Here is a 21,988-nt window from a genome sequence, read left to right on the forward strand (position 1 = left end):
ACGGCAACCCTCATCGGACAGGAGGCGCATCATGCACGGCAGTGAACCACATCGGCACGACCATCATGCAATGCACGCACCGGCAGCCCAGCCGGCGGCCGAAGGCACTGTCTACACCTGTCCGATGCACCCGCAGATCCGCCAGCCGCGGCCCGGTGCGTGCCCGATCTGCGGCATGGCGCTGGAGCCCGTGCTGCCGGCGCTGGACGAGGACGAAAACCCGGAACTGGCGGACTTCAGACGGCGCTTCCGCTGGACCTTGCCGCTGACGGTGCTCGTATTCGCGCTGGCGATGTTCGGCCACCTGCTGTTCCCGGGCGGCGTGCCGCACCAGAGCCTCGTCGAGCTGGCCCTCAGCACGCCCGTGGTGCTGTGGGCCGGCTGGCCGTTCTTCGTGCGCTGGGGCCAGTCGCTGCTGCACCTGCGCCCGAACATGTGGACGCTGATCGGCTCCGGCGTGCTGGCCGCCTGGGTCTACAGCGTGGCTGCCACGCTGGCCCCCGGCCTGTTCCCGCAGGCGTTCGCGGCACATGGCCGCATCGCCGTCTACTTCGAGGCGGCCGCCGTGATCGTGTCGCTGACATTGCTGGGCCAGATCCTGGAATTGCGCGCGCGCTCGCAGACGTCGTCCGCGATCAAGGCGCTGCTGGGCCTCGCGCCGAAGACGGCACGCCGCATCGATGCCGATGGGCGCGAGGAAGACGTGCCGCTGGCGCACGTGCACATCGGCGACGCGCTGCGCGTGCGGCCGGGCGAGAAGGTGCCCGTCGACGGCCTCGTGACGGAAGGCGACAGCTCGGTGGACGAATCGATGCTGACGGGCGAGCCGCTGCCCGTCGCGAAGCGGCCGGGCGACCGGGTGATCGGCGCCACGATCAACACGAGCGGCAGCCTGGTGATCCGGGCCGAGAAGGTCGGCAGCGACACGATGCTGGCGCAGATCGTGCAGATGGTCGCGCAGGCGCAGCGCTCGCGCGCACCGATGCAGCGCCTGGCCGACGTCGTGGCCGGCTACTTCGTCGCCGCCGTCGTCGCGATCGCCGTGGCGACGCTGCTGGCCTGGGGCGTGTACGGGCCGGAACCGAGCTGGGTGTATGGCTTCGTCAACGCCGTGGCCGTGCTGATCATCGCCTGCCCGTGCGCGCTGGGCCTGGCCACGCCGATGTCGATCATGGCCGCCACCGGGCAGGCCGCCACCCGCGGCATCCTGTTCCGCGATGCCGCGGCGATCGAGGGGCTGCGCAAGGTCGACACGCTGATTGTCGACAAGACGGGCACGCTCACCGAAGGCAAGCCCGCGTTTCGAGACGTCGCCGCCGCCCCGGGCTTCGGTGCGGACGACGTGCTGCGCCTCGCCGCAAGCATCGACCAGGGCAGCGAACACCCACTGGCACATGCGATCGTGCGCGAGGCGCAGGAGCGCGCCCTCGCGCTGGCAAAACCGGAAGCGTTCGAATCGGCCAGCGGCATCGGCGTGCGCGGCAGCATCCAGGGCCAGCGCATCGCACTGGGCAACACGGCATTGATGGATGCCGACGGCGTCGACTGGCGCGTGCTGGCGACGGATGCGGAGCGGCTGCGCGGAGAAGGCGCGAGCGTGATGTACCTGGCCGTCGATGGCCGCATCGCCGGCCTGCTGGCCGTGGCGGACCCCGTCAAGGCGACGACGCCGGAAGCGTTGACGGCGCTGCGCGAAGACGGCTTGCGCGTCGTGATGGCGACCGGCGACGGCGTCACGACGGCCCGCTCGGTGGCCGCACGGCTGGGCATCGACGAAGTCCACGGCGAAGTGAAACCGCGGGACAAGCTGGCGCTTGTCGAGCAGCTGCAGCGGGGTGGCAAGGTCGTGGCGATGGCGGGCGACGGCATCAACGACGCCCCGGCGCTGGCCAAGGCGGACGTCGGCATCGCGATGGGCACCGGCACGGACGTGGCGATCAGCAGCGCCCACCTGGCGCTCGTGAAGGGCGACCTGCGCGGCATCGCGGCGGCGCGGGCGATCTCGGTGGCGACGGTGCGCAATATGCGGCAGAACCTGGCGTTTGCCTTCGTCTACAACGCGCTGGGCATTCCCGTTGCCGCCGGCGTGCTGTATCCGTTCACGGGGCAACTGCTGTCGCCGATGCTGGCGGCGCTGGCGATGAGCCTCAGTTCCGTGTCGGTGATTGCCAACGCGTTGCGCCTGCGGGCTGGCCGCTAGCCGGCGACCATGGCGGCACGCCGCCAAACCGGTGTGTCACGGACGTGCGCCGCGCGTCCACGGTTGTTTCAAGCATTCGACGGCTATCGGCCGGCGACGCTTTGCCATCATGGCAGCGGCAAGTCGTTACCGAGCGTCCTGAGAAGGGCGAAGGCGAACACGCCCAGGCCCGCGAGTGCCAGCACGAAGACCACGGCCACCTGGCCGGCTGCGCGCAACACCGCGCGTTTTTCCTTCTCCTTGTCCTTGTCTTTCTTCCCTTGATCGTAATGCCATTTGATGGCGAAGAACATGCCCGTGCCTAACACGAGAACCTTGAACGTGACGAAGACTATCGGGACCCAATCCATGCTTGCGTATTTCCTGGCTATTGTTTGACTCTGTCCATCGCGACGGGCACGAACACGAGACGCTGCTTCGGCTTCGCCGGCGACTGTCATGCAAGATGGTGTGCCTGCACGCGCTGAGGCATACTACTTCAAAGCAATTTCCATACATTGAGACAAAATGTCCCAGTTGAAAACCATACAAGATGCGGAGTTGCCGGGCTGGCTGCCGCGCCTGGCCGTGCACGGCGGGCCGCGTTTTCTACAGATCGCGGATGCGTTGCAGGCGGCGGTGGCAAACGGATCGCTGAAACCGGGCGACCGCCTGCCGCCGCAACGCCACCTGGCGGCGCAGCTGGACGTCGACCTGACGACGGTCACGCGCGCCTATGACGAAGCGAGGCGCCGCCACCTGCTGGAAGGCCGTGGCGCGCGCGGCACGTATGTCGCGGCGCCGAAGGTCGAATTGACGCCGATCCTCGACCTGAGCATGAATACCCCACCACCGCCGGATGGCGTGGACTTCGACGACATGTTGCAACAAGGGCTCTCCCAAGTCCTGATGCGGGCGGATAACGAGTTGCTGATGACTTACCACCTGGGTGGAGGAAGCGATGCCGACCGCCAGGCCGGCGCCAGATGGATCGAGCCGATGTTCGGCCAGCCGGATGCCGGGCAGGTGGTTGTCTGTCCGGGTGCGCAAGCTGCGATCGCCGCGTTGATGCTTGCGCTGACGAAGCCGGGCGACGTCATCCTGGCAGAGCCGATGAGTTATCCCGGCTTGCGAGCCGCGGCGACGCAATTCGGCCGGCACATCGTGCCGGTGCAGGCGGACACCCACGGCATGCAGCCCGAACTGTTCGAGGAAGCGTGCCGTCAGCACAAGCCGGTGCTGGTGTACCTCAATCCCACATTGCAGAACCCGACCGCCGTCACCATGCCGGCACGCCGGCGCAGGGAGCTGGCCGGCATCGCAAAACGCTGCAACGTACGCATCGTCGAGGACGATCCCTACTGGCTCCTTGCCGATGCCCCGCCACCTCCGATCACCACGTTTGCCCCGGAACAGGTGTACTACATCGCGACCTTGTCGAAATGCCTGACGCCCGGCTTGCGCGTCGCCTTCGTGCTGATACCCGATCCGCAGGAGCGTGAACGGTTCCTCGTTGCGCTGCGGTCGTTCGCACTGATGGTCGCTCCGCTGTCGGCCGCACTGGCCACGCAGTGGATCCTCGACGGTTCGGCTGGAAGATTGTTGGAGGGGGTGCGCAACGAGACGCGCCTGCGCCACCGTATGGCGCGCGCTATCCTGGCGGGGCGCTACGGCGGCGCCGGGGACGGCCTGCATGCATGGCTCGAGCTGCCGGCGTACTGGAATTCGTCGCAGCTGGCACGTGCCGCCGACAGCGCGGGCATCGCGGTCACGCCGGCGGAGGCATTCGCCACTGGTGGCGGCGCCGTGAACGCCATTCGGATCTGTCTGGGCAGCATCCGGGACCGTGGACGCCTGCAGGCGGGGCTCGAGCGGCTGTCCGACCTGCTTGCCCGGCGGCCCGAGTCGGTCAGTGCCGCGGTGGTGTGAATGTCCAGGGAGATCGGTTATGGTAAAACCCATCGCATCGATCCGTGACGGTCACGGCATCGCGCGGCGGCCGGAGTTTCACGCTACAATCCGGCCCGGAGTTCCGCGGCCGGCCAAGGATGGCCGGCATCCCTGATGAGGCTTGCGATGATCGACAAACTTGCCGACATTCTGAAACGCCATGCGCCCCACGATGGCGCGCACGCTACCGCGCTGTCGCGGGTGCACGTGCTGCGCTCCGTTACGCCGACCGAGCCGATTCCCGTCATCCACCAACCAGCCGTCTGCTTCATCGCCCAAGGCCGCAAGCAGACGATGCTCGGCGAACAGGCCTGGCTGTATGCGCCGCGCCAGTTCCTGATCGTCAGCGCCGAGCTGCCGATCACGGGGCAGGTGCTCGATGCGTCCGCCGCGGCGCCCTACCTGTGCCTGCGGCTGGACCTGGACCCGGCGACGATCGCCACCGTGATCGAGGATGCCGCACCGAATGCCAGCGCCGATGACGCACCGGCAGTCGGGGTGGCGGTCAGCTCTGCGCCACCGCAACTGCTCGATGCCGTCGTGCGGCTGGCCGGGCTGCTGGACGCTTCGGAAGGCGAGCGCCGCTTCCTCGCGCCGCCGGCCGAACGCGAAATCCTGTACCGGCTGCTGATGGGCGAACAGTCCGACCGGCTGCGCCAGATCGCGTACGCCGACAGCAAGCTGGCGCGCATCAACCGGGCCATCGTGTGGATCAAGTCCAATTACGCGCGCACGCTCCGGGTCGAGGAGATGGCGGCGCAGGTCAACATGAGCACATCGAGCTTCCACGAGCACTTCCGCACCGTTACCTCGATGAGCCCCTTGCAGTACCAGAAGCAGATCCGGCTGCAGGAAGCGCGCCGGCTGATGCTGGCGCAGGCGCTGGACGCGGCCACGGCCGGGTTCCAGGTGGGGTACGAGAGTCCGTCGCAGTTCTCCCGCGAGTATGCGCGCCGCTTCGGCCTGCCGCCGAAGCGCGACATCGAGAAGATCCGCGCACTGCCGGTCTTCGCTTGAGGGCAGGGGCTCGGAGGATCGTGCAAGAAGCGCGGAAGATCGGGCGCTGCTGGAACGAGGGCGATCATATGGAATACGGGGACGATCGGGCAGGACGGCGGGGCTTCACGGCCGATGGCGACTTGCGCGACGGCGTGCTGTACCACGCGGGCTTGGTGCTGTACCGTGAGGCTGGCTGATGCAGGGGAAGCGCATGACGGACATCACGCCGGCCGAAGCGCTGACGGAATGCACAACCCGGCGCGGCCGGTGGATCGGCGGCGTATCGCAACGCGCGCTGACGCCGCCGGCCAGTGACGGCCGCGGGACCGATGGAGTGACATGGCGGCGCGCCCACGGCGAGCTGCAAGGGGAGGGGCGCCCGCGGCGCGCTGCAGGGGAGGAGCGCCGCCCTAGGAAGCGACCAGCGACAGCGTCAACTGCGCCAGGCTGTGGGTCTGCTTGAGCATCGCGCTGCTCGACTGCATCAGCATCTGCTGGGTAGTCTGCTCGGCCATCTCGCCGGCGTAGTCGGTATCCATGATGCGCCCGCGCGCCGCGCGGGTATTGGTCAGCAGGTTCGTTGCGTTGGCGTACGCGTGTTCCAGCCGGTTGCTGATGGCGCCGATGGAGCTGCGCACGGCCGCCCATGCGTTGATCGCGTCGCGGGTGGTTTCGATGGTGGCACTGGCGTTCTCCGTCAGCACGGTTTCCAGCTCCGCGCTCCCCCAGCCGAAGCCGCTCGACGTATCGATGTGGTTGTAGACATCAACCATCATCGCCTCGCTGCTGTCCGCACCGATCTGCAGCGCGAACGGCGTAACGAACTTGCCGTATTCGTCGTTGTAGGAGCCGATGAACAGCCGCTCGCCGTTGTACTTGATGCTCAGCTGGTCCCAGACATGCTGGGCCAGCGTCTTGAATTCCTCCTGCAGGGCGGTGCGGTCCGCCAGCGTCGTCGAGCCGTCCGCCGCCTGCACTGCCAGGTCGTTCATCCGGCTGAACGCGGTGACCATGCCCTCGGCGATGCCGTCGGCGGCCTGCATCAGCGAAATGCCGTTCTGGATGTTGCGCATCGCGACCTGCGTGCCGGACGCCTGGGTAGCCAGCCGCGTGGCGATCTGCAGGCCCGCGGCGTCGTCGGACGCGTGATTGACGCGGTAACCGGTGCCGAGGCGCGTCGCGGCCTGCGATTGCGCGCGGCTCGCGTTCGATAGCGCGTTGGTTGCGTCGAGGGCAGCGGAGTTGGAGCGCAAACTAAGCATGCAAATAATGCAAATTCAATGTGGGTGAACCGGTCAAGCCAGTGCTTATATCGTGAAGGCGACCGGTATGCCAAAAAATTAAATCCTGCGCGCCCGGCCGCAGGTTGACCTCGTTCCTGTCGAACGCGATACTGTCCGCCGCGTCGGCCCGCTGGGGCATGCGCCGCAGTGCTGCGCCGACCGCCGCAAACAGGATCACCACAATGACGAGACGAATCCTTCCCCCTGCCGCGCGCCTGACCACTCCGGAAAATCCGGCAGCCAGTGCCGGCCTGCAGCCGTGCGGGCCGAACGCCGCCACGGAGCGGGCCACAAGCGCACGTCGAGGACGGCGCCAATGAAGAACAAACCGGCACACCGGCTGGCGCCTTCCGGTCCGGCGCAGGCGCCGCGGGAACGCCTGGCGGGACTTGACCTGGCTCGCTGGCTGGCGCTGGCCGGCATGGTCTGCGTGAACTTCCGCCTGGCGATGGCGCCGGCCGGCGAGGGCGACGGCTGGCTGCGCGGCCTGTTCCACCTGCTGGAAGGGAAGGCCTCCTCCACGTTCGTCGTGCTGGCCGGGATCGGCTACGTGCTGGCGACACGCTCGCTACCGCCGGCCATCGTGCCAGGATGGACGGTGCGCCGCGCGCTGTTCCTGCTGGTGGTCGGGACGTTGAACCTGCTCGTCTTCCCCGCCGATATCATCCACTACTACGCCGTCTACTTCCTGTGCGCGCTGCCGTGGCGCCGCGCGTCGGCGTTGTGGCTGGCGGCCGGCGTCGGCGCTGTCGCGGGCATCTCGGCGTGGGCGCTGATGCACTTCGATTACAGCCAGGGCTGGGACTGGACCGCGCTGCATTACACGGACCTGTGGACACCGCCGGGCTTCGTGCGCAACCTCGTGTTCAACGGCTTTCATCCGCTGCTGCCATGGCTCGCATTCTTCCTGTTCGGGATGCTGCTGGCCCGCCTGGACCTGACCGCGCGTGCGACGCAATCCCGGCTCGCGCTGGGCGGCATCGGCGCGGTCATCGCCGCCGCGCTGCTGGCCCGTGCGTCGGCCGGCACGCCGGTCGGCGAGCTGCTGGGCACCGGGCCGCTGCCGCCGGGGCCCGCCTACCTTCTGATGGGGATGGGAACAGCGGCACTCGTTGTCGGCACCTGCCTGCTGGCCGCGGCGCGGTGGCCGGACGGGCCATGGCAGCGCGTGCTGCCGGCCGGGCGCATGACACTGACGCTGTACCTTGCGCACATCTTCCTCGGCATGGGCGTGCTTGAAGCCTTTGGTGCCTTGCACGGCAGCGATGCGGACGTGGCACTGGCCGCTGGCGTATTCCTTGTCGTCGGCACGTGCGCGGCATGGGCGTGGAGCCGGCGCGTCGCGCAAGGGCCGGTGGAAGCATTGATGCGGCGGCTGACGGCGCCGCGCCGCTGAGCCAATTTATGGCGTTTTAGCCGCTCCCTTCGCAGCCAGACGGCCACGCCAACATCGGCTTGTCCGCACAAAGGGCTCGACCTATCGCATTCCGTCTCCTGATTTTCAAGGAGGAGACTGACGGTGTCGCAGTTCTAGTTGGCTTGCTTGAGCACTGCTATCAACTTCCGCAAATCGTCATTCAGCTCGGGGGCAAGGCTTGCGCTACCGTTGCTCTGCGCCGCCAGATAATCCCGGATTTCCTCGATACTTGCTAACGCTTGACAGCTCTCTGGCGTAACGTGCGCCAGCGCGGCGAGAAGTTGCCCGTCATACGTGTCTCCCGCCCGCAGGTCTTCGCGCAAGAATTGAAACGCTATGGGAAGTATCTGAGTCAAGAATAGCCGCTGCCGAACCGCACGGCATATGTCTCCGACGTCGAGTTCGCAAATTGGCCGCTCGCGAATTTGTCCGTACCAGGACGACAGTGGAGAAGCGCCGGTTTCCAGTCCGGCAATGTACCCGGCGGGTTCCAGGTCGCAAAACCGTATATTCATCATCCTGTCTTCCTGTTTCAACTCGCGCGATCCAATTCAGAGCACCGTGCCTGGGGCGACGCGGCGCGCAAGGCCGGTCGAAGTGCGATTGCATCACAGCCAGGTGGCCACGCCGCCATGGTGTGAACAAGTGCCGCGCCGGCTGCGGCTGAAGCTGTAGGTACCGTCGCGGCACTGCGCGCTCGCGCCATCGGGCACCTTGCCCGACTTCGATGCGGCGGGTGAATGCACGTCGTCGCCTTTGCTGTTGCGGTAATGGCCGTGCTGCTGCAAGTCCTGTTCGTTGGGTTCGGCATGCGTGCGCTGGACAGGCGCTTCCTTTGGCGCCGGCGGTGCGTATTGCGCCTGGGCGGGTAACGCGAACGCCAGCGCGGCGAGCAGGGAAAGAAGAGGCTTGTGCATGAGTCAGGACGGTGGATGGCGATGGCCTATAGATTACTTGTTGATACGTATTGTGTCAGTATGGAAATAAGACTTGCAGAGATTCCGGCCCCGATTGTTGCCCGTTCGCTACGCTTCCGGCCTCGGCTGAAAACGTTTGACCAGTCCAGTTGGCGAATTGCATACTGTGTGCCGCGCCGTCCGCGCAGCCCGACCATGAGGAGCACCATGCTGAAACACGCCGCCGGCATCGCCGGCCTGCTGCTGGGCGCACTGGCGCAGGCCGCGTGCCCGCCCGATGCGCTGGGCATGTCCCGCACGTTGACGTTAAAGCGCGAGGGCGCCGCCTACGGCACCGTGCAGCACCCGCCGCTGCCGCTGGCGCCCGGCGAAGTGGTGCTGACGTTCGACGACGGCCCGCGCCCCGGCTCGACGAACGGTGTGCTCGACGCGCTGGCCGCGCAATGCGTGCGCGCCACCTTCTTCATGAACGGCAAACCGATGCAGCAGTACCCGGACCTAGCCGCCGCCGTCGCGCGCGCCGGCCATTCCGTCGGCATGCACGGCTACGAACACCCGCACTACGGGCAGCTCGATGCGAGCGCCCAACTGGCCGACCTGGCGCTGGTGGAAGACGCGTATGCGCGCCAGTTCGGCCAGCGAGCGCCGGCCTTCCGCTTCCCGTTCCTCGAACAGACGCCGGTGCTGCTGGACAAACTGCGCGAGCAGGGCATCACCGTGATGTCCGTCGACCTGGCGATCGACGACTGGCTGGCGGACCAGACGCCGGCAATGCTCACGGCGCGGATGCTGGAGCGGCTGAAGGGGACGAAGGGCGGCATCATCCTGATGCACGATGGGCAGGATCAGACGGCGGCCGCGCTGCCCACATTGCTAAGGGCGCTGAAGGAGGGTGGGTACAAGGTTGTGCATGTGGAGTGGTCGACGCCTTGATCTAGCGTCCAGCCTCATACCATCGCTTCGGAACAAACAGCGTGTGCCCGCTCGGTTGATTGAATGTGATCCCTTCACCGCTCTCTGTAATCTGGCTGCGGTTCAGGTAAGCGATGACGTCATCATCGAAATCGAAGATGGGCACATCCAGTTCATGTCCAGTCGCCCCCAGTTTACGCGCGATGCGCAGCTTGTAGCGTGGTCGTACGGACAGAAGAGTAAGCTCTGCACCCGATCGAAGTAACGTAACCCTATACTCTGAGCCGCCAAGTGGGAATTCATAGAGCTGTTTTTCGTAACTCATGGTATGGCAAGCAGCGGCCAATGCGCCCAATGCACATAGAATTACTACAAAAGGAAATACAAGTCTTATCATTTTCGGACGCGGATGGTTGCGTTAGATAGGTTCGTTCCATTAGGCCGGATATTCAACGATGCGAGTCGATTCGTCTCGAAGTCTTGAACAAGGTCTCCCGCCAATCGGCCAGCGAACTCGCCGAATACGGCTTGCACCGGTGTGCCATACGCAATCAGCACGGCATCCGCATCAACAGCGATCGGATGATGTCCAGTCCGTCCGTCTCATTGTTCAGCACATCGCGGGCCGAGCGCATGTCCAACGCGCCGATCGGTTTTTCGAACCACGCATAAGCGCCGGTCCCCATATAGGATGTCAGCACGGCGGCAATCTCCGCATCGACCAGCCGCGACTGGGCCAGCTGTTTCTCCGGCCACTGTTCCCAGTCGGGAAGAAAAACCTCGGCAAAGCGGCGCCAGGCCTGGACGCCGGGATACTCGTTTCTGAGTACTTTAATCGCGTCCATCTATCTGTCCGTGAAATGGTCGAAGCGCTGCCGCCAGGACTTGGCATAGTAGCAAACATCGGCACCAAAATCATTGCCCCAAGGCACAAAGATCACGCCCGCCGCTCCATCTGTAGTAAGCTTCCTCCCTCTCAGTTTCACGCTGAATCCAAACAACAAAGCCCGCCCCGTTGCGGCATTAACAAGCGACAGGCCTGCCGGCCCTCGTAACCAGGAACAAGAACATGCTGGACCAAACTCCGACCTTCGAAGAAGTCGCCGCCGTTGCCGACGGCCTGCAAAACGACGGCAAGCCCGTCACCATCGAAGCCGTGCACGACGCGCTCGGCACCGGTTCGCCGACGACGATCGGCAAGCACCTGACCGCATGGCGCGCCGAGCATGCGCCGAAGCCGGCGCCGTTGTCCGCCGAGATTCCGGAAGCCGTAGCGACCGCGCTGCGGACGTGGGCGCAGGAATTCGCCGAAGCGGCGGCGGGTGCGCGCGATACGGCGGCGCAGTCCGAGAGCGATATCGATACGCTGCTGCGCACCGGCGAGGAACTGGAGTCGGAGCGTGACGCGCTGCTGGCCCGCGTGTCGAGCCTGACGACGTTGACGGAAGAGCAGGCCGAACAGATCGAGCGCCTGACGGTCGAGCTGCGCGATGCGCGCCAAGTCGCCACCGATGCGCTGGTCGGCAAGGCCAAGGACCAGCTGGCGATCGACGGCAAGGACCGCCAGCTGGCCGACCTGCGTGCCCAGCTGGAGCGCAGCGTGGCGTCGTCGTCGTCGGACGCGGATGCGCGGCTGGCTGCCGAGATGGAGCTGGTCGGCGCCGTGACGGCACGCGACAATTTCGCGTCCGAGCTGGAGACGTTGCGCTCCCAGCTGAAAACGGCCAACGCCGAGCGCAGCGCGCTGCGTGCCGAGATCGACGGCTTGCGCGGCCGGCGCCAGTAAGCCGGCCCGCGCTGCCGGAACGGCTCCGCTGTGCTTACTCCGCTTTCGCGATGAAGCGGTAGACGAGAGCGCCCAGCAGCGCGCAGCCGGATGGGAGGCGGGGCCGTCGCCGCCATGGGGCGGGACGGCCGGGGACTGCGGAAAGACTGTCAGCGGCGCCGCTGCGGGACCGCGGCAACGGCGGGCGCGGGGGCTGCGGCGATGGCCGCCGCATCGACCTTCTTCGGCCGGTAATGCTCGTCGACGACGAGGCTCGTCGTCCCCGGCGGCAGCACCTGCAGCGACTTCAGGAATTCGATCAGCGCGGCCTGCTCGTCGGAGCCGGCGGCCTGGAATGCCTTGCGCGATGCGAGCGCTTCGCCTGAATGGCCCAGCACCGCCTCGCGCATCGTGCTGTACATGCCGTGGTGGAAGTAGGGGCCCGAGTTGGCGATGCCCCACAGCCGCCGCGTCAGGAAGCGGCGGTTCCCGGCCGGGAACTTCGGTGCCCATACGGGCCAGTTCATGTCCAGCGATTCCAGCGGCATCGGATCGGCCGGGTCGCAGATGTCGTGCAGCTTGAAGTCCGTGTAGGCCGGCACCAGCATCACCAGGTCGTCCGGATGTTCCGGCGCCAGCCGGGGCTGGGGCAGCGCCGGGTCGTTGAGGTTCACCTTGACCGTTTTCGCATCGCCGGCGCGCAGGTTGCCGGCCGGGTTGAACGGGCCGGGTTCCGAATAAGTCCAGCCTTCGCGGCTCAGCGGCAGCGTGGGCACGTGGCAGGCGGCGCAGCCGAATGTGTTGAAGTTGCGCTGGCCGCGCAGGATCGCCCGCTCGATGTTCGGGTCGTTCGGGATCACCTGGCCAGGCACCGCCATCGCGGCCTGGAAGATCGAGGCGGCCGTCACGTCGGCGCGCGTCAGTTCGTTGCTGAAATGGTCGCCGTCCGGGTCCGTGTTCGCGCCGAAGCGTTCGGTCGACTGGATGCCGTGGTGGTGGTTGAACGACGTGTTCGTGAAGTCGCGCAGCGACACGGAATTACCGGCCTGGTGCCATGGCCGCACCACCAGCGACGGCGGGTCGATTGGCGTCGCCGTGATCAGGGACAGGCGCGGCAGGCCGGTGACGGCGCTGACGTCCCACAGGCCGTCCGCGCGGCGCGTCAGCTTGCCGAAGTCGATCCCTTTCGCCACCAGTGCGCGCGTCTCGCCGCGGCGCATGCCGTCGCGGATCTTCTGCAGGTCCATCGTGATCTCGCGGGCCAGCATCTCGATGTAGCCGGCGCCGAACATGCCAGGCGTGTGGCGCGAGTTGCCGATCGTGGCCAGCGTGACCGGCTGGCCCTGTTCGTCGACGGCGCCGCGGGTGGGCACCGCGTCGTTGCGGTCGAACGTGGCGAAGTCGAAGCGTTGGCCCTGCACGAACACGTTCGCGACGAAGTCGCCGCTGCCGCCCGCCACGCCGTACGGCTGGTTGTGGCAGCCCATGCAGGAATTGGCGTCCGGGCCGGAGATGCGGTTGAACGCGCGGCCGCCGACGAGCGGTGCCGACGCGTCGGCCAGTGCGCGGCCGTTGCCTTTCGTGAGGGGCCGCCCGCCGCCTTCGTCGCGCGTCCAGTTGGCAGAGAACACGCGCCGGCCGTGCTCCAGCAGGCGGTCCAGCGGTGCCGTGTATTCCTCGTCGTCCTGCATGTGCGCCGCCAGGCCCAGCTCGAGGCCGACCTCGTTCTTGCGCAGCGAAGCGTCGATCAGCACGCCGCCCGCGGTGGCACTGAGTGCCAGCGCGGCCAGGGCCAGTCCGGTGAGTTTGCGCCGCATCGTCTCTCCTTCAGTTCTTCTGTTTCGCGTCCGGCGACACCAGCTGGACCTGCAGCGTGTCGCTGCCGGCCGCGCCGGCCACGGACAAGCCCGTGCCCCGCGCCAGCAGCGCGCCGTTGCGACGGATCTCCACGTTGATGCCGCCCGGCGGCACGCCGGCCAAGGTGAAGCGGCCTTGCGCGTCCGTGTTCGTCATGCCGACGTATTGCGGGTTGCCGGAAGACGTCACGCGCACTTCGGCGTTGGCCAGCGTGACGGCGGTCGGGGCAGGCGCCACAGCCGCCGTGGTGACCGCGGCCGCCCGTAGTTGCGCCGGCGCGGACCCCTGCGCCGTCGTGCCGACCGTGCCAGCCAGCGTGACGACGGGGGCGGCCGGCGGCGGCAGCACCGTGCGCACGCTGTAGCCGCCGCCCGATGCGGGCGTGAACACGATGAAGCTGTTGTCCAGGTCGAACGGGCTGGCCGCCGTGAAGTACTCGTAGGCCGCGCTGCCGGCCGGCACGTCGAACGTCGGCGCGGCGCTGTAGTCGACCTGCTGGAACGGCGCGTTCGGGCCGGGCGTGACGCCGGTGATCGCGCCGCTCCTCAGCGCCGTCATGCCCTTGTAGGCGAACACGATGCGCCCATCGCGGAACAGCTGGATCTGCAGCGTGTTGCTGCCGCCTTCGCTGTACTGGCGGGTGCGGTCGTAGGTGACGATGAAGCGGTCCGGCAGGCGGTCGTTGATCAGCACACCGCCGCCGCCGATCAGGTCGTCGAAGAACGCCGACACGCGGCGCAGCTGCGAGAACGCCGGCACGTTTTCCGTATAGGTGGAGTCGCCCGCGCCGAACGTGATGTAGCCGTTCGAGCCCACGTAGGCGATGCTCTCGTCGGTGCCGTAGAACGGGAACACGAACGGCAACGTGCGTTGCGTGTAGCAGTCGTCGCAGGTGGTCCACAGCGTGCCGTAGTCGGTTTCGAACTGCACGTCGATGACGCTGATCGTGCCCACGTCCGTGGTGCCGCCGACGGCCGGCGGCGTCGGTGCCGAGGCGCCGTGCCGGACGATGCCGCTGGGCGGCGTCCACGATGCCTGCAGCACCAGGTTGCCCAGAACGGTCGGTACGCCGGCGATCGCGAAGCTGCCGTCGGCCGCCGTCGTGGCCGTGCGCCCGCCCGGCGCCGTGACGAGGGCGCCGGCCAGCGGCGCGCCATCGGCATCGACGACGCGGCCGACGGCCTGCGTCAGCGGGTCCGGCGCGACGCTGACGGTCACCGGCGCCGCCGTGCCCTCGTTGCCGCCCAGGTCGCGCGCCACGGCGCCCAGCTCCAGGCTGGAGACGCCAGCCGGCACCGTGAACGTGTACTGGTAGGGCGCGCTGGTGCTGGTGAACACGGCCTGGCCGTTCACGAGGAAGCGCACGGCGGCCACCGTGATGTCGTCCTGCGCGTCCACCGCGATCGTCAGCGGTGCCCCTTCGTAGACCAGCGCGCCGCCCGCTGGCGCCGAGATCGCGGCGGTGGGCGCCACGCCGGCCAGGTCGATGCGCGGCTGGTACTGGCCGATGTACAGGCGGCTGTCGCCGGACGTGCCGCCCCGTTCCAGGCTGTTGCGGTCGGCGGCCAGGTAGATGTAGCTGTCGTCGGCGGCGATGCCCATGCCGTTGTCGTCGCGGTTCGCGAAGTTCAGGATCGCGCGCGGCTGCAGCGCGGCGGGATTGCTGATGTCGACGATCGGCACGCCGTTGACGAACACCACGTCCGCGCCGAGCGCGAAGTTCCCGGACAGGATCACGTTGGTCAGCAGCCCGCCCAGCGATTGCGGGGTGCGCGACAGGATGGCGGGGGCGGCCAGGTCGGCGATGTCCACCGACGTCATGCTGTTCGCGTAATCGGCCACGATCGCCGTATTGCCGCGCAGGGCCACGCCGCGCGCGTCGCCGGTGGCGGCGGTGCCGCGCAGCAGCGGTGCCGACAGGTTGCTGACGTCCACCAGCTTCAGCCCCGCGCCACCCATCGCGACGGCCGCCAGGTTGCGGGTCGGGTCGAGATCCAGGTTCCATGCCGTGCCGCCCAGGCTGAGCGTGCCGGCCTGGATCATCGCGCCCGGGTTGGCGACGCTGACGATGTACAGGCTGCCGCCCGCCACCACGTAGGCGGTGGTGCCGCGCACCTTCACGCCCATCGCGTTGCCGACGCCGGCGAAGGTGCCCAGCAGGCGCGGCGCAGCGGGATTCGTGATGTCGACGACCTTCAGGCCGCCGCTGGTCGCCAGGTAGGCGATATTGCCGGCCAGCGCAATGTCGTTGGCGCTGGCGGACAGGTTCAGCGTGGCCAGGATCGACGGCGTGCGGCGGTCGCTGGAGAGCGAGACGACGTGCAGGCCCGCCGAGCCGGCGGCGATGTAGGCGTAGTCGCCGCCGACCGCGACGCCGTTGGCGAAGCCGGGCAGGGCGACGAACGACAGCGCGCCCGGCGCGAAGTCCTGCACGGTGCCCTGCACCACGGCGGTGTGGCCGTTGTTCGCGACGGTGATCTCGCACGTGCCGGCGCTGCTGGCGAACACGCGGCCGTCCGGCGAGCCGAAGTTGCAGGACGCGAGGTTGCTGCTGGCGTAGGTCGTCTGGCGCGCCGTGTTCGTCAGGTTGATGTCGACGCCGTCGATCATCGTGCCCGTCACCGTCAGCTGCACGCTGGCGCTGCCCGTCAGCGAGTTGACGATCAGCGTGAAGCTGCCCGGCGTTACGCGGATCTCGCGCAGCGCTTGCGCGAAGTTGACGCTGGCCGCATTGGTCGGGTCGCTGCCCGTCTGGATCTCGGTGCCGTCGCGCACGCCGTCGCCGTCCGTGTCGGCCAGCAGGGGGCTGGTGCAGAAGCCGCGCGTGCACTGCACCTCGGCGCCGTCGGGCAGGCCGTCGCCGTCCGTGTCGGGATTGCGCGGATCGGTGCCGGCGCGGTATTCGTCGACGGCGGTCAGGCCGTCGCGGTCCAGGTCGAGCAGCGCGTCGGCCGCGTTGTTCGGGTTCATGCCGAGGCGCAGTTCCTCGTCGTCCGGAATGCCGTCGCCGTCGCTGTCCGCGCCTGCCAATGCAACGCGCAGCTGGGCGATGCCGGTCGTACCCTCGTTGATGCCCTGGATGACGACGGTGCCGCTGCGCACGGCCGTCACGAGGCCGGCCGGCGTGATCGTCGCGATGTCCGGATTGCTGATGCTGTAGCTGGTGCCGGTGGCCGTCACGTCGACCTGCTCGCCGCCAGTGTAGGTGGCCAGTGCGCGGACCTGCGTCGTCGCGCCGGGCGCCGTCAGCGGGCCCGCACCGGCGTCCACGCGCAGGTGCGTGGGGATCGGTGTCGTCGGCCCCAGCACGATCGGCGGCAGCGTGACGGAGCCGTTGGCGGGAATCGTGAACTCGTCGGACTGGCCGTAGGTCGTCACGCCGGCTTCCACGCAGGTGGCGCGGGCGCGCACCCTGCCGAAGTTGGCCGGCAGGTTCGGCAGCACCCAGGTGCCGTCCGCCTTCGCCTGCACGTTGCGGTTCAACACGCTGACGACGCAGTTTTCGTTTAGGCCCGCGGCGGCCGCCGGTTGCGCCGCGCCGAGCAGCAGGGCGCAGCAGGCCAGCGCCGCCGGCAGCCAGGCGCGCATGCGTTTCGAGACTGACTTCATGTAGACCTCCGCCGTTCCGGTTCCATCGCACGCGCCGCCGTCACTGGTACCTGGCGGTGTTGGGGGTGTTGCGCAGCTGGTCGCGCATTTCCTGTTTCAACTTTTCCTGTGTCGTCTTGTCCATCGAGTCCAGCTTGTTCGCGTATGCCTCGACGATCGACCCGGGAGCGCCGATCCGCACGGTCGTCGTGCCGGCCTTGCCGTCGGCCGGGTAGTTGGCCATTACCACCGCGTCGCGGCGCCGCCAGACCATGCCGATTTCGCGGCCGCCCGTTTCGGCACGCGCATACCCGACCTGATCGGGCGCCCCCCACTTCGCCGCCACCGCGCTGCGAAACGCCGGTACGGCCTGTTTGGCGGGAAGGGCCGGCTGCTGCCGCGTGAACACCACGGCGACCAGTACCGGCTTCGCTTCGTCGAACAGGTAGATCGCCTGGTCGATGAAGTCGGACTTGCCCTTTTCGAAGAGCAGCTTGGCATGGCCCGCGTTGTCGCCCTTGAAGCCGTCCTGGCGGATCGCGGGCCGTGCGCGCAACAGGTCGGCCTGGGTCATGCCCAGGCTGACGTTGCCGAAGCTCTCCGGCATCAGCGCCGCCGCATCGATGGCAGCGGTGCCTTGCGCCTGGGCGTGCACGGGCGCGCAAGGTGCTGCGACGGCCAAGGCCAGGCAAAGGGACAGGGCAGCTGATTGATGTGCAAACTGAGACATGGTGTCGTCCTTATCAGTAGGTGACCCTGCAAACGGAGGACGATACCAGAGTGCCGCTGCCGGTCTGGCCGCCGGACCACACGGTGAGATCGCCACGCTTGAGGGCATCGGCAACCGCGCGCTGGACGCAGGCGCGGTTGCTGCCGCACGACTGCCCGAGGCCGCGGCCGACGGCATTGTTGGACAGGTCCATATTGTTGTCTTCGCAGCCGTTGTTGTTCGAGTACTCGTGCGCATCGAGGAAATCCTGGGTTGCCTGCGCACCGATTTCGATGGCGCCGATCGCATTGAAGTACGCGTGCCGTGCCGCGTCCGCGCAGCCGCCGGAAATCCCGCCGCCCAGCGCGGACATATTGTTCTGCGCCCACGCCAGTGCCTCGTCGCCCAGGCCGTTGATCTTGTAGCAGTTGATCGGCTGCGACAGGCAGTTCGCCGTTTCGCTGGTATCGCCCGGCATGCCGTCGGATGCGTGCGCTGTCAGCGACTTGCTGCAGGACTTGACGCGGGCCGTGATCGTGTAGGTGTTGCCGTCCGTGGCCGTGGGCGGCACCGACAGCTGGCCGCTGGCGTTCGCCGCGCCGCCCCAGCTCAGCGCGCCGGTGGTGCTGTAGACCTGCACCTGGTACTGGTACGTCGTGCCGGGGCACACGTACTGGGCGCCCTGGATCTCGCTCATCACGGGTTTCGGCTGGCCGCCCTGGCATTCCAGGCACACGTCGGTCGGTGTCTCGCTGTCCTTGTTCCGCGAAGCCACGCTGCCGCCGTTGCAGTACTGCTCCTTGCAGTCGGTGGGCGATGCCTGCGGTGGCGTCTGCGCATTGTCGGCCACGCAGCTCGATCCCTGGCACTTCTTGCAGGTCGGGCACGTGCCGGCCGAGCCGGACGTGTTCGGGTTGCCGCCGCAATGCCAGCCGGCCTTGATGACGCCCGCGCCCGGGTCGGACGTGATCGTCGAGCCGTCGGCGCTGACCGTCGCGCTGCCGATCGCGACGAAGCTTGCGAGGTCGTGGTCGTACGAATACATCTCCGTGACGGCGCGCGGGGCCAGGCCGTCCACGTTCGGGATCGTCATCCGCGCGGCCGGGCTGAAATGCGTGCCGACGGGCTGGATCGTCACGACGAAGCGGGGCTGCTGGCCGAAGCCGGGCGCCATCGGCACCTTGTCCATGTTGACCGGCGTGACGGACACGCAGCCGCTGCGCGAGCCGCCGGGGAACGTGGCCGAGCCGGGCGCGATCGTCAGCGCGAAGCCGGGCACCTCGGGCAGGGTCAACGTGCCGCCGGTCGTCTCGTTGACGCACACGCGGTTGTTCGGGTTCAGCGCCGGCAGGAAGATGGGCATGCCCAGCGTGTTGTTCTGGCCCGGCACGGTGATCATGTCGAAGTCCAGTGTCGGCCACACACCGTCGCGCGCCGCGGTGCCGCCGTCGGCCATCAGCTTGAACACGCCGACGGGCACCGGCTGCATCGTGAACTGGCCTTGCGCATCCGTCCGCACGGCCGCCGCCATCTCCTGCGGGATGTTGCTGCGGTTGCCCTGCGTGATCTGCAGCAGGCGCATCGTGACGCCGGGGATCGGCTGGTTGCTGTTGTCCAGCACCACGCCGCTGATGCGGGTCTGCTCGGCGGGGCCGGGCACCAGGCCGCTCGCCGAGAACGCGGCCGCGAAGCCCGTGCCGCCGGCGAAGTTGGCTTCGACGACGTTGTTGCCGACGCCCTGGTCGGGGCCCAGGACGAAGGTGGCGGCCACGCGGCCGTCGCTGTCGCTGGCGGTCTGGAAGGTGCTCTGGCGCGTCGCGCCGAAGCCGCCGCCGCCTTCCTTCACGGCGAACGTGACGGGAATGCCGGCCAGCCGGTTGTTGTTCGCATCCGTGACGATGGCGATCAACGGGAAGGGCAGGGCCTGGCCGACGACGCCCGTCTGGCTGTTGCCGGAGTCGACGACCATCAACCGCGCGGCGCCCGGCGTGCCGGTCGCCACGAAGTCCACCGTCGTCTGCGCACCGGCGGCACTGGCTTCGACGAGGTTGCCGGCGCCGGCGCGGGTACCCAGGCGGTAGTAGGCCTTCGCCTTGCCCTCGCTGTCCGTGTTGACGGCAACCGCCGGCAGCGCCGCGCCCGTGGTGTCGGCCGCCACGGTGCCATCCAGGCCGACGACGCGGAACACGACGGGCTTGTTCGGCACCGGTGCGCCTTGCGCATTGGTCAGCGCGACGACGAGCGGTGCGGCCAGCAGTGCGCCGGCCGCGCCGCGCTGGTTGTTGCCGGAGACGGCCGCCAGGCCGCCGGCGGCGACGCGCGTGAGCGTCGCGCTGGTGGTGGCGCGGTTGCCGGCGCGGTCGGTGGCGGTGGCCTGCAGCGTGTTGGCCCCGACCTGCAGCGGCACGTCGCGGGCGACGAAGCTGCGGTTCAGCACTTCGGCCGCGATGCCGTTGACGGTGACGGTGGCCTGCTGCGGGTTGACGGTGCCGACGACGATGTCGTTGACCATGCCGCTGACGGTGGCGGTGGCGGACGACGTGCTGCCGTTCGCCGCCGGCGAATAGATCTCGACCTTCGGCGCGGTGGTGTCGAGCGTCACGAGGATGCTGCTCGTTGTCGTGCTGCCGCCGCTGTTCGTGGCGACCGCCGTGATCGTATTCGGGCCTTCATTCAACGGCACGGACGCGTTGAACGTCGTGCCGCTGAGGGGCGCCGCGATGCCGTTCAGCGTGACGCGGGCGGCCGTGTCGCCGACCTTGCCCGACACCGTGATCACCGGCGTGTTCAGGTAGGCGCCGCTGGCCGGCGCCGTGATTTCAACGCTCGTCGCGGTGCCCGTGATCGCCACGCTGAGCACATCCGAATAGACGGTTTGCGGATAGCCGGGGAACGTCCCTGCAACGCGGTAGCGCACCGTGCCCGGCGCGTTTTCCAGCACCGTTGTGCGCACCGAATAGATGCCGTCCGCGGCGCCGGCATCGCCGTCCGCGCCGTCGTCATGCAGCGTGCCGAGCGTGGCCAGCACGGCGCCGTTCGCATCGAGCTTTTGCAGCGCGATCGTGGTGGGCGCGGCGGCCGCTTCGACCGTCACCGTGGCCAGTCCCAGCGCGGCCTGGCCGGCCGGCGTGCTGGCCACGCTGAATGCCGCGCCGCGGATGACGGGCGTGGCGGTGGCCGGCGTCACGGTCACGCTGACGGGCGCCGAGATCGTGCGTTTCAGTTCGCGGCTGTACGCTGCGGAGACCTGGAACGACACGGTTCCCGCCGCCGTTTCGGTCAGCGGGAATTCCAGCGTATAGAGCTTGTCGCCGGCCGTCGCGTCGCCTTGCTGGCCATCGTCGCGCAGCGTGCCGACGACGCTTTGCACGGTGCCGTCGGCCTTCAGGCGCTGCACGTTGGCGCTGCCTGCCAGGTAGTTCGGGTCGGTGATCGCGACCTGCACGCGGAGCGTCGCGGGCGTGCCGGCGGCGATCGTCGCCGGGCTGAGTTCGGGCGTGCCGAGCGTGCCGGCGCCGGCCGGGCCGCCGGCCAGCGCGCCGGCCAGGCCGGCAAGCATCATCACGATACGAAAGGCTCGCATACTGGCTCCTTCGCGCGGGTGCGCGACGCAGGTTGATGGGTGAGGCGTGTCGGGTCAGGCGTGGCGGTTGCCGCTGCGGCGGCCGCGCACCAGCAGCGCTAGGGCGAGCGCGCCCAGCACCAGCGGCAGCGTGCCGGGCTCCGGCACCGCGACCGCGGCGGTCGTGACGGAGAGATCGTCCAGCACGAGCGAGCCGCCGTCCGGCATGCCACGGACGACGATGCGCGCGATCAGGTCGCCGGGCGCGGTGACCGACAGCAGCTCGTTCGGCACGCTGCCCGGATCGCCGCTGCCGTCGGCCGTGTTGACGGTATGGGTGGAGGTGACGACGGCCAGCAGGTTGTCCGCGCTGTCGTAGGCGGACAGCGTGATGCCGCCGATATCGGTGAAATAGGTGAAGTAGCCGGCAACCGTGCTGGCCAGCGTATCGAATGTGATGACGATGCCGCCGCCATCGTCGAACACGACCCCTTCCCCCGAACGGGGCGGGAACGAAACCTCGTTCAGGCTGACGCCGGCGCGCAGCACGGTCGCGTGTGTGAAATGCAGCCCGGCGTATTGGTCCGTCAGCGCGGTGCTGTCGGCAAAGGTATCGAAGTCGTAGCTGATGATGGCCGCCCCCGCGCTGCCGAAGCCGGCCAGGGCGACCGCGATGGCCGCAAGCAGTAAACGCGCCGCGCGTGCGCAGCGATCCAGTACGTTCCCCATGCCGCCACCCCTTTATTGTTGAGTAGAGGCGAGCTGAGCAATATCAATGCCAGCGACGTAAGTGCTTGTTTTTAAATGGCGGCGAAAACGTTAGTTGACGCATGTGTAAAGAAACCCGACA

Annotated in this window: 19 protein-coding genes; 7 read left to right on the top strand and 12 right to left on the bottom strand. The window is 68.1% G+C overall.

Translation table 11 applies throughout. The features are described 5' to 3' along the window. Window positions 1–31: 31 nt before the first annotated feature. Window positions 32–2,200 (top strand): copper-transporting P-type ATPase, encoded by a 2,169-nt coding sequence (locus tag IP92_RS20500; protein WP_145878515.1) that lies wholly within the window; start codon window positions 32–34, stop codon window positions 2,198–2,200. Between the two features lie 107 nt (window positions 2,201–2,307). Here IP92_RS20500 and IP92_RS20505 read toward each other — a convergent pair whose 3' ends face one another. Beyond that, window positions 2,308–2,493 carry a hypothetical protein gene (locus IP92_RS20505; protein WP_371860948.1) on the bottom strand — a complete coding sequence of 62 codons (186 nt, stop codon included), beginning with the start codon at window positions 2,491–2,493 and terminating at the stop codon, window positions 2,308–2,310. 214 nt (window positions 2,494–2,707) lie between these two features. Here IP92_RS20505 and IP92_RS20510 point away from each other — a divergent pair, with 214 nt between their 5' ends. From IP92_RS20510 to IP92_RS20520, 3 genes are all read left to right on the top strand, one after another. Beyond that, the gene (locus IP92_RS20510) at window positions 2,708–4,108 is read left to right on the top strand and encodes an aminotransferase-like domain-containing protein (RefSeq protein ID WP_199271851.1); all 1,401 of its coding nucleotides are present in this window, start codon (window positions 2,708–2,710) and stop codon (window positions 4,106–4,108) included. Between the two features lie 147 nt (window positions 4,109–4,255). Continuing rightward, a complete protein-coding gene (locus tag IP92_RS20515) occupies window positions 4,256–5,146 on the top strand; it encodes an AraC family transcriptional regulator (protein WP_145878519.1) in 891 nt (296 codons plus the stop codon). A gap of 20 nt (window positions 5,147–5,166) precedes the next feature. Next, window positions 5,167–5,325, top strand: a complete 159-nt coding sequence (locus IP92_RS20520) for an Atu4866 domain-containing protein (RefSeq protein ID WP_199271853.1) — start codon at window positions 5,167–5,169, stop codon at window positions 5,323–5,325. 213 nt (window positions 5,326–5,538) lie between these two features. Here IP92_RS20520 and IP92_RS20525 read toward each other — a convergent pair whose 3' ends face one another. Continuing rightward, window positions 5,539–6,390 (bottom strand): flagellin N-terminal helical domain-containing protein, encoded by an 852-nt coding sequence (locus IP92_RS20525; protein ID WP_145878523.1) that lies wholly within the window; start codon window positions 6,388–6,390, stop codon window positions 5,539–5,541. Then, the gene (locus IP92_RS29965; RefSeq protein ID WP_158206849.1) at window positions 6,383–6,691 is read right to left on the bottom strand and encodes a hypothetical protein; all 309 of its coding nucleotides are present in this window, start codon (window positions 6,689–6,691) and stop codon (window positions 6,383–6,385) included. Before IP92_RS29965 ends, IP92_RS20525 begins: the two co-directional genes overlap by 8 nt. A 36-nt stretch (window positions 6,692–6,727) precedes the next feature. Between IP92_RS29965 and IP92_RS20530 the strand changes: the two genes are divergently transcribed. Then, window positions 6,728–7,807, top strand: a complete 1,080-nt coding sequence (locus tag IP92_RS20530) for a DUF418 domain-containing protein (protein ID WP_145878526.1) — start codon at window positions 6,728–6,730, stop codon at window positions 7,805–7,807. A gap of 134 nt (window positions 7,808–7,941) precedes the next feature. On the opposite strand, the gene IP92_RS20535 is transcribed toward IP92_RS20530, so the two are convergent. Together IP92_RS20535 and IP92_RS20540 are read right to left on the bottom strand one after the other, a co-directional pair. Then, entirely contained in the window at window positions 7,942–8,346 is a 405-nt protein-coding gene (locus IP92_RS20535) for a contact-dependent growth inhibition system immunity protein (protein WP_145878529.1), read from the bottom strand. A 90-nt stretch (window positions 8,347–8,436) separates the two neighbouring features. Beyond that, entirely contained in the window at window positions 8,437–8,745 is a 309-nt protein-coding gene (locus IP92_RS20540; RefSeq protein ID WP_145878531.1) for a DUF3761 domain-containing protein, read from the bottom strand. 207 nt (window positions 8,746–8,952) lie between these two features. Here IP92_RS20540 and IP92_RS20545 point away from each other — a divergent pair, with 207 nt between their 5' ends. Further along, window positions 8,953–9,678: a polysaccharide deacetylase family protein gene (locus IP92_RS20545; RefSeq protein WP_158206850.1), complete on the top strand. Its 726-nt coding sequence runs from the start codon at window positions 8,953–8,955 to the stop codon at window positions 9,676–9,678. A 1-nt stretch (window position 9,679) separates the two neighbouring features. On the opposite strand, the gene IP92_RS20550 is transcribed toward IP92_RS20545, so the two are convergent. Then, window positions 9,680–9,982 carry a hypothetical protein gene (locus IP92_RS20550; protein WP_145878536.1) on the bottom strand — a complete coding sequence of 101 codons (303 nt, stop codon included), beginning with the start codon at window positions 9,980–9,982 and terminating at the stop codon, window positions 9,680–9,682. 226 nt (window positions 9,983–10,208) lie between these two features. Further along, window positions 10,209–10,502 carry a hypothetical protein gene (locus IP92_RS20555; protein ID WP_145878539.1) on the bottom strand — a complete coding sequence of 98 codons (294 nt, stop codon included), beginning with the start codon at window positions 10,500–10,502 and terminating at the stop codon, window positions 10,209–10,211. 224 nt (window positions 10,503–10,726) lie between these two features. Between IP92_RS20555 and IP92_RS20560 the strand changes: the two genes are divergently transcribed. Beyond that, on the top strand, window positions 10,727–11,443 hold the full coding sequence (locus IP92_RS20560) for a DNA-binding protein (protein ID WP_145878542.1): 717 nt from the start codon (window positions 10,727–10,729) through the stop codon (window positions 11,441–11,443). A 149-nt stretch (window positions 11,444–11,592) separates the two neighbouring features. On the opposite strand, the gene IP92_RS20565 is transcribed toward IP92_RS20560, so the two are convergent. Genes IP92_RS20565 through IP92_RS20585 form a run of 5 tightly spaced genes read right to left on the bottom strand, consistent with a single transcriptional unit; the run spans window position 11,593 to window position 21,867 of the window. Then, a complete protein-coding gene (locus tag IP92_RS20565) occupies window positions 11,593–13,239 on the bottom strand; it encodes a di-heme oxidoredictase family protein (RefSeq protein WP_145878544.1) in 1,647 nt (548 codons plus the stop codon). Between the two features lie 10 nt (window positions 13,240–13,249). Next, window positions 13,250–16,888, bottom strand: a complete 3,639-nt coding sequence (locus IP92_RS20570; protein WP_145878547.1) for an Ig-like domain-containing protein — start codon at window positions 16,886–16,888, stop codon at window positions 13,250–13,252. A 40-nt stretch (window positions 16,889–16,928) separates the two neighbouring features. Then, window positions 16,929–17,597: a hypothetical protein gene (locus tag IP92_RS20575; protein ID WP_145878550.1), complete on the bottom strand. Its 669-nt coding sequence runs from the start codon at window positions 17,595–17,597 to the stop codon at window positions 16,929–16,931. Between the two features lie 13 nt (window positions 17,598–17,610). Further along, the gene (locus IP92_RS20580) at window positions 17,611–21,159 is read right to left on the bottom strand and encodes a DUF6973 domain-containing protein (RefSeq protein WP_145878553.1); all 3,549 of its coding nucleotides are present in this window, start codon (window positions 21,157–21,159) and stop codon (window positions 17,611–17,613) included. Window positions 21,160–21,213: 54 nt separating this feature from the next. Next, entirely contained in the window at window positions 21,214–21,867 is a 654-nt protein-coding gene (locus tag IP92_RS20585) for a PEP-CTERM sorting domain-containing protein (RefSeq protein ID WP_145878555.1), read from the bottom strand. Window positions 21,868–21,988 lie beyond the last annotated feature (121 nt).

It is taken from the genome of Pseudoduganella flava (assembly GCF_007830495.1).
GTDB lineage: Bacteria > Pseudomonadota > Gammaproteobacteria > Burkholderiales > Burkholderiaceae_D > Rugamonas > Rugamonas flava.

What these genes read in the sequence shown, in the direction of transcription:
- IP92_RS20500 (WP_145878515.1), top strand. Translation starts at nt 32, where the DNA reads ATGCACGGCAGTGAACCACATCGGCACGACCATCATGCAATGCACGCA.
- IP92_RS20505 (WP_371860948.1), bottom strand. Translation starts at nt 2,493, where the DNA reads ATGTTCTTCGCCATCAAATGGCATTACGATCAAGGGAAGAAAGACAAG.
- IP92_RS20510 (WP_199271851.1), top strand. Translation starts at nt 2,708, where the DNA reads ATGTCCCAGTTGAAAACCATACAAGATGCGGAGTTGCCGGGCTGGCTG.
- IP92_RS20515 (WP_145878519.1), top strand. Translation starts at nt 4,256, where the DNA reads ATGATCGACAAACTTGCCGACATTCTGAAACGCCATGCGCCCCACGAT.
- IP92_RS20525 (WP_145878523.1), bottom strand. Translation starts at nt 6,390, where the DNA reads ATGCTTAGTTTGCGCTCCAACTCCGCTGCCCTCGACGCAACCAACGCG.
- IP92_RS20530 (WP_145878526.1), top strand. Translation starts at nt 6,728, where the DNA reads ATGAAGAACAAACCGGCACACCGGCTGGCGCCTTCCGGTCCGGCGCAG.
- IP92_RS20535 (WP_145878529.1), bottom strand. Translation starts at nt 8,346, where the DNA reads ATGATGAATATACGGTTTTGCGACCTGGAACCCGCCGGGTACATTGCC.
- IP92_RS20540 (WP_145878531.1), bottom strand. Translation starts at nt 8,745, where the DNA reads ATGCACAAGCCTCTTCTTTCCCTGCTCGCCGCGCTGGCGTTCGCGTTA.
- IP92_RS20545 (WP_158206850.1), top strand. Translation starts at nt 8,953, where the DNA reads ATGCTGAAACACGCCGCCGGCATCGCCGGCCTGCTGCTGGGCGCACTG.
- IP92_RS20550 (WP_145878536.1), bottom strand. Translation starts at nt 9,982, where the DNA reads ATGAGTTACGAAAAACAGCTCTATGAATTCCCACTTGGCGGCTCAGAG.
- IP92_RS20555 (WP_145878539.1), bottom strand. Translation starts at nt 10,502, where the DNA reads ATGGACGCGATTAAAGTACTCAGAAACGAGTATCCCGGCGTCCAGGCC.
- IP92_RS20560 (WP_145878542.1), top strand. Translation starts at nt 10,727, where the DNA reads ATGCTGGACCAAACTCCGACCTTCGAAGAAGTCGCCGCCGTTGCCGAC.
- IP92_RS20565 (WP_145878544.1), bottom strand. Translation starts at nt 13,239, where the DNA reads ATGCGGCGCAAACTCACCGGACTGGCCCTGGCCGCGCTGGCACTCAGT.
- IP92_RS20570 (WP_145878547.1), bottom strand. Translation starts at nt 16,888, where the DNA reads ATGAAGTCAGTCTCGAAACGCATGCGCGCCTGGCTGCCGGCGGCGCTG.
- IP92_RS20575 (WP_145878550.1), bottom strand. Translation starts at nt 17,597, where the DNA reads ATGTCTCAGTTTGCACATCAATCAGCTGCCCTGTCCCTTTGCCTGGCC.
- IP92_RS20580 (WP_145878553.1), bottom strand. Translation starts at nt 21,159, where the DNA reads ATGCGAGCCTTTCGTATCGTGATGATGCTTGCCGGCCTGGCCGGCGCG.
- IP92_RS20585 (WP_145878555.1), bottom strand. Translation starts at nt 21,867, where the DNA reads ATGGGGAACGTACTGGATCGCTGCGCACGCGCGGCGCGTTTACTGCTT.